General features: G+C 44.8%; 16 protein-coding genes. 3 read left to right on the top strand and 13 right to left on the bottom strand.

All coding sequences use genetic code 11. The features are described 5' to 3' along the window. Nucleotides 1–116: 116 nt before the first annotated feature. A complete protein-coding gene (locus Vt282_RS15380) occupies nucleotides 117–1712 on the top strand; it encodes an EAL domain-containing protein (RefSeq protein WP_162063943.1) in 1596 nt (531 codons plus the stop codon). A gap of 50 nt (nucleotides 1713–1762) precedes the next feature. Here the strand turns inward: Vt282_RS15380 and Vt282_RS15375 are convergent, their stop codons facing one another. From Vt282_RS15375 to Vt282_RS15345, 7 genes are all read right to left on the bottom strand, one after another. Continuing rightward, on the bottom strand, nucleotides 1763–2671 hold the full coding sequence (locus Vt282_RS15375) for an aldo/keto reductase (RefSeq protein ID WP_162063942.1): 909 nt from the start codon (nucleotides 2669–2671) through the stop codon (nucleotides 1763–1765). A 281-nt stretch (nucleotides 2672–2952) separates the two neighbouring features. Then, a complete protein-coding gene (aroG, locus tag Vt282_RS15370; protein ID WP_162047930.1) occupies nucleotides 2953–4008 on the bottom strand; it encodes a 3-deoxy-7-phosphoheptulonate synthase AroG in 1056 nt (351 codons plus the stop codon). A 292-nt stretch (nucleotides 4009–4300) separates the two neighbouring features. After that, entirely contained in the window at nucleotides 4301–4708 is a 408-nt protein-coding gene (locus Vt282_RS15365) for a VanZ family protein (RefSeq protein WP_232055279.1), read from the bottom strand. A 115-nt stretch (nucleotides 4709–4823) separates the two neighbouring features. Continuing rightward, entirely contained in the window at nucleotides 4824–5720 is an 897-nt protein-coding gene (gene cyoE, locus Vt282_RS15360) for a heme o synthase (protein WP_162063941.1), read from the bottom strand. Then, the gene (locus tag Vt282_RS15355; RefSeq protein ID WP_162063940.1) at nucleotides 5713–6750 is read right to left on the bottom strand and encodes a COX15/CtaA family protein; all 1038 of its coding nucleotides are present in this window, start codon (nucleotides 6748–6750) and stop codon (nucleotides 5713–5715) included. Before Vt282_RS15355 ends, cyoE begins: the two co-directional genes overlap by 8 nt. 10 nt (nucleotides 6751–6760) lie before the next feature. Next, the gene (locus tag Vt282_RS15350; protein ID WP_162063939.1) at nucleotides 6761–7309 is read right to left on the bottom strand and encodes a hypothetical protein; all 549 of its coding nucleotides are present in this window, start codon (nucleotides 7307–7309) and stop codon (nucleotides 6761–6763) included. Continuing rightward, nucleotides 7306–8091, bottom strand: a complete 786-nt coding sequence (locus Vt282_RS15345; protein ID WP_232055278.1) for an SURF1 family protein — start codon at nucleotides 8089–8091, stop codon at nucleotides 7306–7308. The genes Vt282_RS15350 and Vt282_RS15345 overlap by 4 nt, the downstream gene beginning before the upstream one ends. Here Vt282_RS15345 and Vt282_RS15340 point away from each other — a divergent pair. Then, nucleotides 8042–8281: a DUF2909 domain-containing protein gene (locus tag Vt282_RS15340; RefSeq protein WP_162063938.1), complete on the top strand. Its 240-nt coding sequence runs from the start codon at nucleotides 8042–8044 to the stop codon at nucleotides 8279–8281. The two genes, Vt282_RS15345 and Vt282_RS15340, sit on opposite strands and share 50 nt — an antisense overlap. Nucleotides 8282–8349: 68 nt before the next feature. Here the strand turns inward: Vt282_RS15340 and Vt282_RS15335 are convergent, their stop codons facing one another. From Vt282_RS15335 to coxB, 4 genes are read right to left on the bottom strand one after another with little or no spacing between them, the layout of a single operon-like run. Continuing rightward, nucleotides 8350–9234 carry a cytochrome c oxidase subunit 3 gene (locus Vt282_RS15335; RefSeq protein ID WP_162063937.1) on the bottom strand — a complete coding sequence of 295 codons (885 nt, stop codon included), beginning with the start codon at nucleotides 9232–9234 and terminating at the stop codon, nucleotides 8350–8352. Beyond that, a complete protein-coding gene (locus Vt282_RS15330; protein WP_162063936.1) occupies nucleotides 9231–9848 on the bottom strand; it encodes a cytochrome c oxidase assembly protein in 618 nt (205 codons plus the stop codon). The genes Vt282_RS15335 and Vt282_RS15330 overlap by 4 nt, the downstream gene beginning before the upstream one ends. A gap of 10 nt (nucleotides 9849–9858) precedes the next feature. Then, the gene (gene ctaD, locus Vt282_RS15325) at nucleotides 9859–11496 is read right to left on the bottom strand and encodes a cytochrome c oxidase subunit I (RefSeq protein ID WP_162063935.1); all 1638 of its coding nucleotides are present in this window, start codon (nucleotides 11494–11496) and stop codon (nucleotides 9859–9861) included. Continuing rightward, a complete protein-coding gene (gene coxB, locus Vt282_RS15320) occupies nucleotides 11493–12626 on the bottom strand; it encodes a cytochrome c oxidase subunit II (RefSeq protein ID WP_174855852.1) in 1134 nt (377 codons plus the stop codon). The genes ctaD and coxB overlap by 4 nt, the downstream gene beginning before the upstream one ends. A gap of 383 nt (nucleotides 12627–13009) precedes the next feature. On the opposite strand from coxB, the gene Vt282_RS15315 reads away from it, so the two are divergent. Then, nucleotides 13010–14713, top strand: a complete 1704-nt coding sequence (locus tag Vt282_RS15315) for a phospho-sugar mutase (protein ID WP_162063934.1) — start codon at nucleotides 13010–13012, stop codon at nucleotides 14711–14713. Nucleotides 14714–14782: 69 nt separating this feature from the next. On the opposite strand, the gene Vt282_RS15310 is transcribed toward Vt282_RS15315, so the two are convergent. Continuing rightward, nucleotides 14783–15202 (bottom strand): GNAT family N-acetyltransferase, encoded by a 420-nt coding sequence (locus Vt282_RS15310; RefSeq protein WP_162063933.1) that lies wholly within the window; start codon nucleotides 15200–15202, stop codon nucleotides 14783–14785. 85 nt (nucleotides 15203–15287) lie between these two features. Beyond that, nucleotides 15288–15923, bottom strand: a complete 636-nt coding sequence (locus Vt282_RS15305) for a LysE family translocator (RefSeq protein ID WP_162063932.1) — start codon at nucleotides 15921–15923, stop codon at nucleotides 15288–15290. Between the last annotated feature and the right edge of the window lie 216 nt (nucleotides 15924–16139).

Raw genomic sequence — 16139 nt, 5'->3', positions numbered from 1 at the left:
ATTACAAGACAAGATGACGTTTTTCCGTTGAGACAATGATGAAATTGCTCGCAGAAAAACGCTACTGAATTCATTTCAGATATAGTTAACAATTAGAGATAACACCACAGGTTGCAATGCGATTGCCTCGATACAAGTTGCTTGGATTTACCAATTTACTTCCCCAGATGTTTAAGCATCTGCCCAATCTCGTACCCGTCGTGTTTATCTTTGCCGTCGCATTTTCTTTTTCAATTCTAGGTAACGTCTACCATACTCAACATTCAGTGAAGCGCGACGGTCAACAGATCATCAACATTCTGGAGCGTTACATTGATCGCGAAGCAAATGAACTGTATCTACTGAATCGCCAATTAAGTGGAAATTGTTCTGTCGAAGATAAACTTGCCTTACGTGCTCACACCTTCAACTCAAAATACATTAAAGAAGTTGGTATGTACCAAGGTGAGTACGTTCGATGTACCAGTAATGAAGGGCCAACCAAGATTGAATTGCCGAGTGACGTGATCGAACGCCTCCATCAATCTGACAAAGGCGTTACCATTGCGATAGATCAATCGAGCAGTCACCTTTCAACCTTTTTTATCTACGCTGCAACCGGCGATGGCATTGGCTTAAATGCGTTACTGCCGCCAGAACGCTTCACTCGGCTCATCGCCCAGTTTTTGGATAATCGACACTATCAATTCAAACTATCGATACAGGATTATCAAATCGGTAATCTAGAGCCTAAGCAAATACCTTATCTTTCACCAGTTACGATGCGTTCGGCTCAATATCCTATTGCGATTGAGTTATTACCGACCTACGGCACGTTTCAATACCACTACTTCAAGCATGTTTGGCAAACCATTCTCGCCGCGTCAATTTGCGCATTGATTTATCTGATTATTGGTTATCAGCTATTGGCTAAGGGTTCGATGGAATTTAGCTTGATGCACGCCATAAGCAATCAAGAAATTGAGCTCTATTTGCAACCCATCGTTGATCAAACCACAAACACGATTGTTGGCAGTGAAGCATTAGTGCGCTGGAATCATCCCACTCAAGGGCAAATCGCTCCTGATATTTTTATTCCTTTAGCTGAAAAATTAGGGGTAATTGATTCTTTGACTGAAAAGATGCTCGCGATGGTTGCACAGTTTCTTGAAACGTATCCTCACTACCAAGAAACAAAATATGTGAGTGTCAATGTCAGTCGCATCTCGCTTATTGACGACAATTTCTATCTTTCATTGCAACAATTTGCCGAAATGCACCCTGGCTTTGTCGATAGAATACTATTGGAAGTCACTGAAAATATTGACTTTAACCAAGATCAACTTGATCTGGCGCTTAACAACCTACGACGTATTAAAAATCTTGGTTTTCAACTCGCCATTGACGATTTCGGCACGGGTTACTCCGGTTTGAACTTTATTCGAATGCATCCATTCCAAGTGATGAAAATCGATCAAGTCTTCATTAAGAGCCTACACAGCGAGTCGAGTATCACGCCTGTTTTAGTCTCGATGATTCAACTTGCTAGAGAATTAAATATGCACGTCATCGCTGAAGGTGTGGAAACTGAGCAACAACTTGAACTGCTTAATAAGCTTGGGGTTCATTACATTCAGGGCTATTACTATTCGCAGCCTGTAAAACCCGATGAACTTATTGCGTTAACGAAAGAACCATCTGGAACGGCATTAGAAGATTTACCCGCTACCTAACAAAAAAACCAACCGCAAGGTTGGTTTTTTTGTTGTTGAATGAGTTCACTCTATGGCACACCGTGGCCTTTAGACGCAACCCAAACGCGATACCATTGTTCGCGCGTTAATTCGATATTTAGTGCGTTGATAGCTGTTTCAACACGTTCAATCTTGCCTGAACCAATAATTGGCAACGGCTTCGATGGTAATCGACGAACCCAAGCGTAAATCACTTCATCAATTGAATTGGCACCAATCTCATCACGGATTAACTCTAGCTCTTCACGAACTCGTTTCGATTGCTCAGACGTTCCTTTGAAAATCTCACCACCACCTAAACATGACCAAGCCATAGGGCGAATACGCTTTAGTTGCATTTGATCTAACGTACCATCGTGGGCAACGTCAAAATTAAGTGGGTTGATTTCTACCTGGTTTGTCACCAATGGTTTGTGCACTCGATCTTGCAGCAATTCAAACTGTGCTGGCGTAAAGTTAGACACACCAAAATGCTTCACTTTACCGACCTTATGTAGCTCAGCAAACGCTTCAGCTACCTCATCTGCATCCATTAATACATCAGGGCGATGGATGAGCAACAGATCAATTTGATCAACACCTAAGCGACTTAACGAGTTATTCACTGATTCATAAATATGAGCAGAGCTTGTGTCGTAATAATTTACTTTGCGCGCAGGAAACTTATCTGTGCAAAGCTTAATATCGCACTTCGTCACAATCTCGATTTGGCTGCGTACTGACGGATCCAGCTTTAATGCTTCACCGAACAGCGTCTCACACTCGTAATTTCCATAAATATCAGCGTGGTCGACCGTAGTAATACCTAAGTCAATGTGCTGCTTAAGAAAGGTTAAGCGTTGCTGCGGGCTCATGTTCCATTCAGCCAGTCGCCAGTATCCTTGAATAAGCTCTGACAACTCCGGACCTTGAGGACCGACAATCACTTTAGACACCATTTCTTACCCTCCTAATTAATTCATACCCAAGTAACCTCATCGGCATCACTTTAAACCGCACATAAAAGTTACTTGGGTATATCGCCCTTAGGTTATGCCCGACGATTAGGATACTCAACATAAATTTATCGAACAAATAACATGACTATTCAGAACTGAGCGAACAAGCACACTCTCATCAGCTCATTGATTAATCATCGAGCAAACAGCGCTTAAACGGTTGACAAAACAAAGGCTCCTTTCGGAGCCTTTGCGGTTAGTGTCTATCGTCACTCAACAGGTTATTTTGCTGCGCGACGCGCTCGCACTGCTTCTGCTAATTGACGCAGTGATTTTTCGGTATCTTCCCAACCAATACACGCGTCAGTAATAGACTGACCATAGGTTGGCGCTTTGCCATCAACTAAGTCTTGGCGACCTTCAACAAGATGAGATTCAATCATGACACCAAAAATCGCATTTTCACCTGCAGCGATTTGACCAGCGACATCCTCACAAACCACCATTTGGCGCTGGTATTGTTTTGAACTGTTCGCATGGCTGAAGTCGATCATCACTTTTTGCGGTAAGCCCGATTGTTCAAGCTTTTGCTTAATTTCACCCACGTGCTGCGCACTGTAGTTTGGCTCTTTACCACCACGCAAAATAATGTGGCAATCTGGGTTACCTGCAGTTTGCACAATCGCAGAGTGGCCAAACTTGGTCACTGATAGGAAGTTATGCGACGCGCTCGCTGAGCTAATCGCATCTGCGGCAATCTTAATGTTTCCATCAGTGCCGTTTTTAAAACCGACAGGACAAGAAAGACCGGATGACAATTCACGATGAACTTGAGATTCCGTGGTACGTGCACCAATTGCTCCCCAACTGATTAAATCTGCAACATATTGCGGTGTGATCATGTCAAGAAACTCGCTCGCCGTTGGCATGCCAATATCAGTCAAATCAAGCAGTAATTTACGACCAATACGCAAACCATCGTTAATTCTGTACGTGTCATTTAGATACGGGTCATTAATCAGACCTTTCCAACCAACCGTTGTACGTGGTTTCTCAAAATACACACGCATCACGACTTCAAGATCTTCTTTCAGCTCTTCACGCAACTCTTTTAGCTTTTTGCCGTATTCTAACGCTGCTTCCGGATCATGAATTGAACACGGACCTACGATAACCAACACTCGGTCATCTTGATCATGCAACATATTGGAAATGGCTTTACGCGTGCGAAACGTGGTTGAAGAAGCGGTTTCTGTCGCCGGAAACTTCTCTAAAACGGCAATGGGTGGCAATAACTCTTTTACTTTTGCAATTCGTACATCATCTGTCTGAAACATCACTACTTCTTCCTACTACTAAATTTGGGGTTAGCGGATATGGTTTACGTTGAAAGGGCTTTTCACTACGAGCTCAGCGTGAACCATGACTCTGGATTATCAGCTTTTCCCTAACCTCTTTTCATCCTGTTCCTTGTAACTTATCTGCCCAAAACGAGACTTGCAACCACTTTTTTTAACTAAAGGCAATATTTCGCATGAATTTACACATTTACATTGGTGTAAATTTTTATGCACACCGTCGGTTGCATAACGCAATATCTGAAAAATGGGGAGCGTTTGTATATCTGAATCAGAGCGAGTTTTGGCGAAATTTGAACCAACAGCGACAGCAAAAAGCACCAAACAGCAAACCAATGACATTGATTACCATATCCTCAACAGAAAACTGTCGCTGTGGAAAGAAAGCTTGAGAAACCTCGTCAATAACCACTAAGCACAACATGAGGTATAACAGGGGGGGAAACTTGTAAAAAGGAATGAAAAGATACTGCTTTGGCGTTGCCCAGTACGTTGCATAACCAAGAGTGATGGCAACCAGTCCATGTAGCACTAGATCTCCTCCTAGTGCTAACTCTGTATTCAGCACCAAATCTGCACCTATATTAAGGGTTTTAGCCAATGATGCGCACGCCCCTACCATAACCAGTAACAAAACCAGCAATACACGGCGATTAAATACAGGGTGAGAAGTTTGCATTACTCTACTATTTCGACGGCGAATATTTAAACAGCTCATCAGCATACGCGAGTTAAACTTAGCTTGGAAGCGCAACGCAAACGTTTTCTTTTTGTTCCTATCTGTGAGTTCTGAGCTAAGTAAGGTAATGATCACCCAACAGTAATAAGAACAACAACATTAAGTGATAGATTGAAAACTTAAAAGTCTCGATGGCGGTTTTTTCATTGGGATTAAATTTGAGCTTCCATGCCCAATAGATAAACCCCGCGCTTAAAAACGCAGAACCTACCCAGTACACCATACCAGCCATCCCCACCAATGCAGGTAGTAAACAGATAATGGCCAGCAATACGGTGTAAAGCAAAATGGATGTTTTGGTGTATTCCTCACCATGAGTCACGGGCAACATCGGGATGTCCGCCTTGGCATATTCCGCTTTACGATGAATCGCTAACGCCCAAAAATGAGGTGGCGTCCAAATGAAAATAATCATCACCAGCAACCACGCATTGCCATGCAACGCCCCTGTTACTGCAGTCCAACCAAGAAGCGGCGGCATTGCACCGGCGATGCCCGCTATCACTATGTTTTGCGGCGTGGCGCGCTTTAGATACATGGTATAAACCACTGCGTACCCAAGTAAGCTTGCGAACGTTAGCCATGCTGTCAATGCATTTACGCCAGCATAAAGCATAACAAAACCGATAAGGCCAATGGAAAAAGCGAATGTAAACACTCTGATCGGTGTGATCTGCTGCGATGGCAAAGGACGCTTATTAGTACGAAACATAATCGCATCGATGCGGCGATCAATGAGATGATTAAATGCTGCAGCTGAACCTGCCATCAAACCAATACCTAGTAGACCTAATATCGATTGCTGTAACGGTAAAGCTCCAGGTACGGCCAAGCACATTCCCACTAACGCGGTTAACAGCATCAGAGCAACCACTTTAGGTTTGGTAAGCGTCAAGTAGTGACACCAACTCGAACGTGATTTAACCTCTGAAATACTTAACGCTCTACTCATAATAAGCCTCCTTGCCCATTAAATCGGTATTAACGTTTTGACCTAAGCGACTGGTTCGCCAAAGTAGGTGGTTCACATAAAGGATGTTCACCAGTAATAACGCCGCTACCAAGTTATGTGCAACGGCCACGGCCAATGGCAAACCAAACATGACATTACTAATACCTAGTGCGATTTGCAGTGCCAACAACACCGTAAGCAAAAATGCCTGTTTACGATATTGGTATGAACCACGCTTCACCAAATAGACGACTAGGGTGAGCAATAAGGCCGTAACAAACATTGCCCCTATTCGATGTGAGACATGAATCGTCATGCGAGCCCCGTAATCCAACGTACCAAACTCGTAGCTGTATCGCTCTGGTTGAATCAACTGAAAGGCAGTCGGGAAATCAAGATACTGTTTCCAGTCTCCTTGGCAAATTGGCAATTCAGTACACATCAATGCGGCGTAGTTTGATGATGTCCAACCGCCCAGTGCAATTTGCCCAACGACTGCGACGAACGCGACAAACGCCAAACTTCTTCCTGTGACTCCCACGTTATATTGAGGAACAACCAGCGTACGCGCATTTACCCGCCAGTAAAGTAACGCCAGCAAACAAAACAAAGTAAAGCCACCCAATAAATGCCCCATTACGATGACTGGCATCAACATCATTGTGACTGTCCACATTCCAAGTAACGCTTGGAATATCACCACTACACTGATCGCAACGGGGAGAATTCGTCCACCTTTACGCTGCGCTAATGCCAACGCCGTAATGATGAATACCAGTAAACCAAGCGAGCCTGCGAAATAGCGGTGGATCATTTCTAACCAAGCTTTATCGGCTTCAACCGTTAATCCTGGGTACAATTCTCTCGCTTGAGCAAGCTCTGAATCCGTATTGGGAACTCCTATCTGTCCGTAACATCCGGGCCAATCAGGGCAACCTAAACCAGCATCAGCCAAGCGTGTATAAGCACCTAGCAAAATGACGGTAAAAGTAAGAACGAGGCTCAGTTGCAGTAGACGTTTAAGCACCATATCAATCTCCCTAACCCACGCGCGATAATTTGAGCAATTTACGCAAATCCGCTAACAAACCTTTGCTTTGCTGAACCAGTTGATCTTGAGATTGAACTTGAGGATAACGCATGACTAGCTGGCCTAAGGGGTCGACAATTACATACTCATGATCCTGAACCACTTGTGTGAACGCATTGTTGACCTCGAGAATGGCGAAGTCCATATCTTTAAGTGCACTTCGGTCGCTCTGCTGATCAACCAAAACCACTGGCATTACACGTTGTTGGTACTTACCAAGGGCAAGATGGCTCTGCTGAAGATAGTGCAATTGAGATTGACACAAAACATCGCATTGTTCGGGCAGCACGTAGCCTAGTTGCCATTGTGAGTTTTGATAAGGATTATCAAGGCCAAAAGATTGGAGATGCTGGGTTGGAGTGATCAAGTCGCCTTTATTGGTCACGCCCGAGTTGTACCAATGCTGAGAAAGTACCACTTTAGCCAAGATTGCCGGCAGGGCGAATACCAAAATCAGTGCGACCAGCTTAAAACGACTTCGAGTTAACGAATTAGTCATAGACTCTCCTTAGTCTTGATGGCTTTTGCTAACCAAACCAGCGCGACAATTGCCAGCGCTAACGCCATTGCGAACCATTGCACGGCATACCCCATATGCTTGCTCGAACTTAGCGGTATTGGCTGCCATGGTTGTAAATAGCGCCAATTCGCTTGCAATGGCTGAAACACAAAAGGCTCAATGTCCTCATTCCAGTACTCACCTAATTCAGCCAAATTCAGATTTTGAATACGACTTGGCGTGGTTTCTTCAAGCATCAATCCATGGCTAAGCGGATTACTTGATCGAGCATAGAGCCGGCCATCTCCTTGGTAGGTCTCTTTTAGCCAATCCACCAAAGGTAACTGGTCTCGTGAAACTGTACCTTTGACAAACCCTCGTTCCAAAAGGACATTTTTGCCTTGCGGGGTTTGCATAAGTTGTAGTGCTAGATAGCCCACGTTGCCCTGATAGGTTTGATTGTCTAACAACACGTAACGACCTGTAATTGGGGTCAATACGGCCGTCACTTTTAAGCCTATGATTTCATTTGCAATGTCAAATTTGACCTGATCAATCGATAAACGACTATGTTGTTGATTTAATTGTAGCTGATTCTCAATGTGTTGTTTTTCATCTGCTCGACTTAATTGCCAGAATCCAAGGTTGACCAATATCGAAATAGCAACCAAGGTTAATATCAGAGCTAGCCAAAAAAGTGGTTGCTTACTTACTTCGCTAAAGGACGATACTATGGTTTTCTTCTTCAAGTTGTTGTTGGTTTTACTACTGCTATTCATCATTGCTAATCTCGCTAAAGCCATGATCGAAATGGTAAAAGGTCCAAATGATACCGAAGATGATAAAGATTCTTCGCAACCTCCAATGAGCCACTACCTTGGCCGTCGAGTTGTGTTGTCCGCCCTAGCGGTTATTTTGATGATTGTTGCGCTACTCAGTGGCTTTATCGACCCCAACTCACGTCCTTACTGAGGGCTTTGTTCTCCCCTCAGTAACCTCAGTTCCAATCCTAATCCTTTATCTTTCCGTGATAATCCCTGTCACAACACATAAACGAACACAAACAAGCACAACCACACCACGTCAACAAAGTGCCAATACCAACTCCCCGCCTGGAAAGCGAAATGATCTTTCGGCGTAAAGTGGTCTTTCGCTATTCGACCCAACAGTACGATAAGGAATATTGACCCAAGCAACACATGCAGGCCATGAAATCCGGTGAGCATGAAGAACGTATTGCCGTAAACGCCCGATTGCAGGGTTAAATCGAGATCTCTGTATGCGTGAATGTACTCCACACCCTGATAAAACAGGAAGAACGCCGCTAGTACGATGGTAATTTCGAGCCATACAATCAGCGCCATACGGCGATTTTTCTCTAAACTGACGTGCGCCATATGCAGGGTGATGGATGACAGCAGCAAAATAATGGTGTTGTGTAGCGGTATCCCTTGCCAGCCCATCGCCGTTGTCGTTTGCCCGTCAGGCGTGGTTGTCAAAGGCCAAATCGCTTCAAAGGCAGGCCACAACACTTCATGGGTCATCGCATTGTTGTCAGCACCACCAAGCCACGGCACTGAAATCATTCGCGCGTAAAATAGCGCACCGAAGAATGCTCCAAAGAACATCACTTCAGAAAAAATAAACCAACTCATCCCTTGACGAAAAGAGCGAGCAATTTGCTCGGAATAGAGACCGCTCATCGACTCATGAACAACGTTTGAAAGCCAGCCAGCAAGCATATAGAGCAAAAACAAAAAACCCGCCGCTAGCACCACTTTAGAAAAAACACTGGCACTCCCGCCCTCCGCCATGGTTTGCACCGTCAAACCCGCACCAACAGCGACAAGAAAGAGCGCAATAGCACCCACGATTGGCCAGCTGCTTTGGGCAGGAACATAATATGACTGGGGTTTTGAACTCATTGGGTAGCTCCTTGCAATTGGTTTGGCGTGCTCGCCTTGGCACTTGCAGTTGAGGGATCAGACTTATCAGTGATGTCGTACAAGGTGTAGGACAGCGTCAAAGTATGAATCGATTCGGGAATATCGCGCTCAATGTAGAAAATCAACGGCATTTCCGTCTGGCTGTTTCCATCAAGAGGCTGTTTATTAAAACAGAAACACTCGACTTTGTTAAAATAGCTCGCCCCCAAGCCTGGTGAAACCGATGGTACAGCTTGCCCGACAATGGTATGAGACGCTCGATTTTGCGCCAGATAAGCAGTCTGAATCACCTCTCCGGGATGAACCTCCATTGAGGATACTTGAGGTTTGAAATCCCATGGCATGTTCGGGTTAATATGAGCAATAAACTCAACTTTAATCGTTCGTGAAATGTCAGCCGTTAACGCGGTTGGAGCCTCAACGGCCTCACTGTTGGTTTTGCCATTGATACCCAAAGCATCACACATAATGTCGTAGATAGGCACAAGCGCAAAACCAAAGCCAAACATCGCCACCGTCGCCCCCAACAGCTTGATAACTAATGATCTATTGGCTTGGCGTCTTGAAGAATTCGTAGCTTGAGGATCTGGCATAACACTTCCCTCAATCCACTTTCGGCGGTGTTTCAAACGTATGATGCGGTGCGGGGCTCGGTACCGTCCACTCTAACCCTTCGGCTCTCTCCCAAGGTTTCGCCACAGCTTTTTCTCCACCGCGAATGCATTTGATCACTAACCAAAGGAAAATCAATTGCGACAAACCAAAGGCAAAGCCGCCGATTGACACTATCTGGTTGATGTCAGCAAATTGAATCGCATAATCTGGGATACGACGTGGCATTCCCGCCAAACCGAGAAAGTGCATTGGGAAAAACAGAACGTTGACCGAAATGATTGAGCACCAGAAGTGCCATAAGCTGAGTCTCTGGTCATACATATGCCCTGTCCATTTCGGTAACCAATAATAGGCAGCGGCCATTATTGAGAAAACCGCACCAGAGACTAAAACATAGTGGAAATGGGCGACCACAAAATAGGTATCGTGATATTGGAAATCAGCGGGAACAATAGCCAACATTAACCCTGAGAATCCACCGATAGTGAAAAGCACAATAAACGCAATCGCAAACAGCATTGGGGTTTCAAAAGTCATTGCCCCACGCCACATTGTCGCCACCCAGTTGAACACCTTCACACCCGTTGGCACCGCAATGAGCATGGTACAGTACATAAAGAACAACTCAGCGAAAACCGGCATACCTGTAGTGAACATATGGTGAGCCCACACAAGGAATGACAGCAGTGCAATACTACAAGTCGCATAAACCATGGAGTGATAACCAAAGAGTTTCTTGCCGCTAAATGCCGGGATGATTGCTGAAACGATACCAAAAGATGGCAGGATCATGATGTACACCTCTGGATGACCGAAGAACCAGAAAATGTGCTGAAACATCACAGGATCACCACCACCAGCGGCGTCGAAGAAAGAGGTACCAAAGTATTTATCGGTTAATACCATCGTTACCGCACCAGCCAATACTGGCATTACGGCTATCAGTAGGAATGCGGTGATCAGCCAAGTCCAGACAAACATTGGCAGTTTGAACCACGTCATGCCCGGCGCGCGCATATTCACAATCGTAACGATAACGTTGATCGCGCCCATGATCGAACTGATCCCCATAATATGCACTGAGAACACAAATAAAGCTGTGCTGTCAGGGCCATAAGTCGTCGATAAAGGCGCATAGAATGTCCAGCCAAAATCTGGCCCCCCTCCTTCAGTAAATAGCGATGCAATTAAAATCGCGAAAGCAAAAGGCAAGATCCAGAAACTCAGATTGTTCATCCTCGGCAGAGCCATATCCGGCGCACCAATCATCATTGGTATCATCCAGTTGGCCAAGCCAGTAAAGGCAGGCATTACCGCGCCAAACACCATGATCAACCCATGTACCGTTGTCATTTGGTTAAAGAACTGAGGATCGACCAATTGCAAACCAGGCTGGAACAACTCAGCGCGAATAATCATCGCCATCGCACCGCCGGTCAAAAACATGATAAAGCTGAACCACAGGTATAGCGTCCCAATATCTTTATGATTAGTAGAGTAGAGCCAGCGAGTCCAGCCTTGAGGGGCATGATGATCATCCTCTAAGGCCATAGTGGTGTTTGCGCGCGTCATTTCAGCATCAGCTAACGGAGCGGATTTTTGGTTCTCGGGAGTTGAAGGCTTCATAGTTCTTCCTCCGTAGTCTGATCTTGCGAAGTGTATTGGTTAATATCAGATGCTTGAACAACATCGCCAGTGTCATTGCCGAAACCGTTTCGTTGGTAAGTAATGACGGCAGCGATCTCCTGTTCTGTTAACTGGTTAGCAAAAGCTTGCATTGCCGTACCTGCGCGACCATTAACAATGATGTCAATGTGCTCATCCACATTACCAGTAGCAACCGCACTCCCTGCGATGGCAGGGAATGCCCCTGGAATACCTTGGCCATTCGCTTGATGGCAGACTGCACAGCGATCAGTGTAGATTTGCTCCCCAATTTGCATCGACTCTTCAAGGTTCAATACACTACTCAAAGCCGCTTGAGCTTGCTCTTTTGCCAAGGCTAACTCCGCTTGTTTCTCTGATACCCAACTTTCATAATCACTTTCAGTCATGGCATGTACCACGATAGGCATGAAGCCGTGTGCTCGGCCACAAAGCTCCGCACATTGCCCACGATAGATGCCCGGCTCATCAATTTTCGTCCAAGCTTCGTTGATAAAACCGGGAATCGTGTCTTTCTTAACGGCAAAGTCTGGCACCCACCAAGAGTGAATCACGTCATCAGACGTCAGTAGGAAGCGAACTTTTCGGTTGATTGGCAATACGAGAGGATTATCGACTTCCAATAAGTAGTGCGCCCCCTTCGCTTCAACCCCGTCGATTTGGTTTTGTGATGTCGCGAGTAGGCTGTAAAACTCAATCTCTTGGTCAAAATAGCTGTAGTGCCACTTCCACTGAGAGCCTGTCACTTTAATGGTCAAGTCCGATTGGGAGGTATCTTCCATGGCAATCAGGGTTTTGGTTGCAGGGATTGCCATGGCGACGAGAATGATGATCGGTATGACCGTCCAAATGATTTCTACTTTGGTGCTCTCGTGAAAGTGCGCAGCGACCGCCCCTTTGGATTTTCGATGCTTGTAAATTGAATAAAACATCGCGCCAAACACAACAAAAGCAATGGCACAACAGATGTAAAAGATGAGCATGTGCAAATCGTAGACTTCTTGGCTGATTTGAGTGACACCTTGCGTCATGTTGAGAGCATTTTCTTGAGCTGGTGAGCTTGTTGCCCAAGTTGCAGCAATCACTTCCATTGTTCGCAGCAGCAGGGTTGGTATTCTCTTCAAAAGATTACTCCTTTTGCCTCTGCTCCTTTTACAGAGCGAAAAACTAGGGGTTTATCGTTTTTACGCAGAACACTCGATATCACATCACTTCCGTTGTGCACACCGTGCAATCCTTGCGCGCCTTGCAGAAGTCTTCCAGCCGACCAATATTAAAAGACGTACTAAAAACTCCGTTTGGATGAACTAATCTAAAATCCATGATAAATGTTATATTTATGTTAATTAAGGCTAGTTAGCGATATGAAAATGTGCAAGTAATGGAAAAACAAATCAGTTTAGCGATTGCGTTCTCGCTATTGATAATTACTATCACTTAGCATGATGCATGACTCAAGACAAAGGGAATCAAAATGAACGAAAAAATTACCCAATGGTTAGCCAAAGATCCCGATCCTCGAACTCGCGAGGAGCTACAACGCTTAATGGCGGAAAATAACACTACTGAGCTTGAGGACCGTTTTCGCAGTCGACTTGAATTTGGTACCGCTGGCTTGCGCGGTAAAGTCGGTTGTGGACCCAATCGAATGAATCGACTTGTCATTCAACAAACTGCTACCGGTTTAGGGCAATATTTATTGCACCAATTCGATGACGCGAAAGAACGAGGAGTAGTGATCGGTTACGATGGAAGACTGGATTCGAAACAGTTTGCCCACGATACAGCTGCAGTATTAGCTGCACAAGGCTTCACCGTCTATCTAACTCACGATGTTGCAGCAACACCGATTGTTGCGTTTGGGATTAAAACGTTAAATACGGTAGCAGGTGTCGTCGTCACCGCTAGCCATAACCCTCCAGAATATAATGGCTTTAAAGTGTACTGGGAGAACGGAGCTCAGATCATTCCTCCGCACGATGCCGGCATTGCTCATCAGATTGATGTTGCAGCGGAGTCGCCTCTTGAGCTCATTTGTGTTGAAGAAGCCGTCGCGCTCGGTCGACTAATTTGGCTGAAAGATGATTATTATCAATCATATAGAGATTCAATCAATAACAGTCCTTTGCTGTCTAATCACACGCAACCGAACGGTATTACTATCTCATACACGGCAATGCATGGCGTGGGAGCGCGTATGGCAGAAACGCTACTCGCCGACGCCGGATTTGATCAAGTTTACAGTGTAAAAGATCAAAGAGAACCCGATGGGACTTTCCCTACCGTCGCCTTTCCAAACCCTGAAGAAGCAGGGGCGATGGACAAGGTTATTGCATTAGCAAAGCAGCACAACGCAGATATCGCTTGTGCTAACGATCCTGATGCCGACCGCTTTGCCGCCGCAGTGAGAAAAGCAGACGGTGAATACCAAATGTTGTCAGGCGATCAAGTTGGAGCGCTTTTTGGTGACTATCTACTCGCGAATAGCGATGCGAGTAAACAGTTAGTTGGTAATACAATTGTTTCTTCAAGCCTACTCAAACGAATTGCTGAGTCATATTCAGCTAGCTACTTTCAAACCTTAACAGGTTTCAAATGGTTAACGAATGTCGCAATGCAAAAGCAGGATGCACAACATCAATTCTTGTTCGCCTATGAAGAAGCACTTGGGTACACCATTGGGAGCAATGTGTGGGATAAAGATGGTTTGTCGGCATTAGTGGCATTTGCACAGTTAACTGCAGCCTTGCGCGCGCAAGGCAAAACGATTTGGGATCAATTGGAAGCGATTTACCGTCAACATGGCGTGTATGTAAACGCTCAACGTAGCATTGCACTTGCACCGGATACCCCTCCTATTGGAGAAAAACTACGTGCTAACCCACCAACCTCCATTGCCGGACGACAAATCGAAAGCATTGAAGACTTGAAAACTCAAATACATAGCTTCGCCGATGGCAGTAGCCAACCGATTGATTTGCCTTCAAGTGATGTGTTGATTTATCACTTAGCAGGTGACGCGCGGGTTATCGTTCGTCCATCAGGTACTGAGCCAAAACTCAAATGTTATTATGAACTTCGTGAAGCTTTTGATGATTCACAAGACTTCGCAGCGGTTCAAGAACAAGCTGAACTGGCGATGGATATGTTGATCGCAGAGCATCAACATACCTTGTAAATTATCACTGAGATGAGCAACAATGCGGCTTAGCAGCTAGCTAAGCCGCAATCTTTGAAGTAGTGACGCTCAATCAAACTGCTTTTGTAGGAAGATTTTATCAACACCAGGCATAGGGAAATTCGTAAACCGACCGACTTCTTTAAATCCTTGCTTAATATAAAACTCTCTCGCTTGAAAGCTAAACGTATCTAAACAAACGGTTTCCACACCTAGCGCTTTGACTTCTTGTTCCACTCGCTTAAACAAACTAGAACCTAATCCGGCCTCTCTTTTGCTTTCATCAACCCACAAATACTCAACAAACAAGGTGTTGATATAAATTTCGCCAAACAGACCACCGCAAAATTCACCATGCTCGTTACGTGCAATACAAGCGATGTTCTGACTATTATCATGAGGAAAAAACTGAAAATTGTATTGTCGTAGACCTGTTAGGATCTGCTCTCTAATTGCGTCTTCTGGGTCCAGAATAAATTCGATCTGCATAAACGGCTCCTTGTATGCATCACATCGAGTGTTTGATTTTTATAGGCAAAAACCAGCACTTGGCTGGCTTTTAAATTATATCAAACTAAGCGGTAAAAAATGCGCTTAACATCCAGATTGCAAGGATGAGGAAGATCCCACCCATAAATTTATGCTGATAATTCCTAACCTTGGCATTCTCAAGCAGCCCTTTACCCAAGGTTCCCGCTAACACAACCAATAACAGATTGAAGATCAAACCAAGTACATTTAACAGCAATCCCAATGCCATCATCTGTTCACCCGATGATGCAGCAATATTGGTTGAGACAAACTGCGGCAAAAACATCACAAAGAACACGAGTGCCTTCGGATTTAGCAAGTTACTAACCAAAGCTCGCTGATAAAACGTCACTGCCATTTTATTTTGCTGCTCTAGATGAGGAGCATCGGCAGCTGGAGTACGGACACAATCCCATCCCATTTTAAGCAAATACATTCCGCCAAGCAGATGTAACGCTTTTAAAGCCAACGGGCTCATTGCAATCAGAGCGGAAACACCTAACGCGGCCAAAAACGTAAGAATGATACCTGATGTAGCATTACCTAAACTTGCGAACAAGCCTACTCGTCGGCCGTAGCTCATGCTAGAGCTTGCGATAAGTAACATATCTGGGCCGGGAATCAACAACAGCGCCACGACTGCCGTTAAGTACAGCGGCAGAACAGACATATCGATCATAATAAAAACTTGGTTAGAACTGAAAGCCGCGCATTTTATATCTGTTCGAACAATATCACCAGAGTATAGCGCCATAACAAGCCAATAAATTAACATATGAAACCACGCAAATATCGATGTCTAGGTAATAATATAAGCAGTAAAAATAATACTCCCCTCTCAGCATCTTGAGCTCGGTAAATCAACATGCTAAAACAGCAATTTCGTACAAAAAAA

Source organism: Vibrio taketomensis, assembly GCF_009938165.1.
In the GTDB taxonomy this organism is placed as follows: Bacteria; Pseudomonadota; Gammaproteobacteria; order Enterobacterales; family Vibrionaceae; genus Vibrio; species Vibrio taketomensis.
The sequence above is the reverse complement of the archived record's forward strand: the minus strand, read 5'-3'. Positions and strand labels throughout refer to the sequence as shown.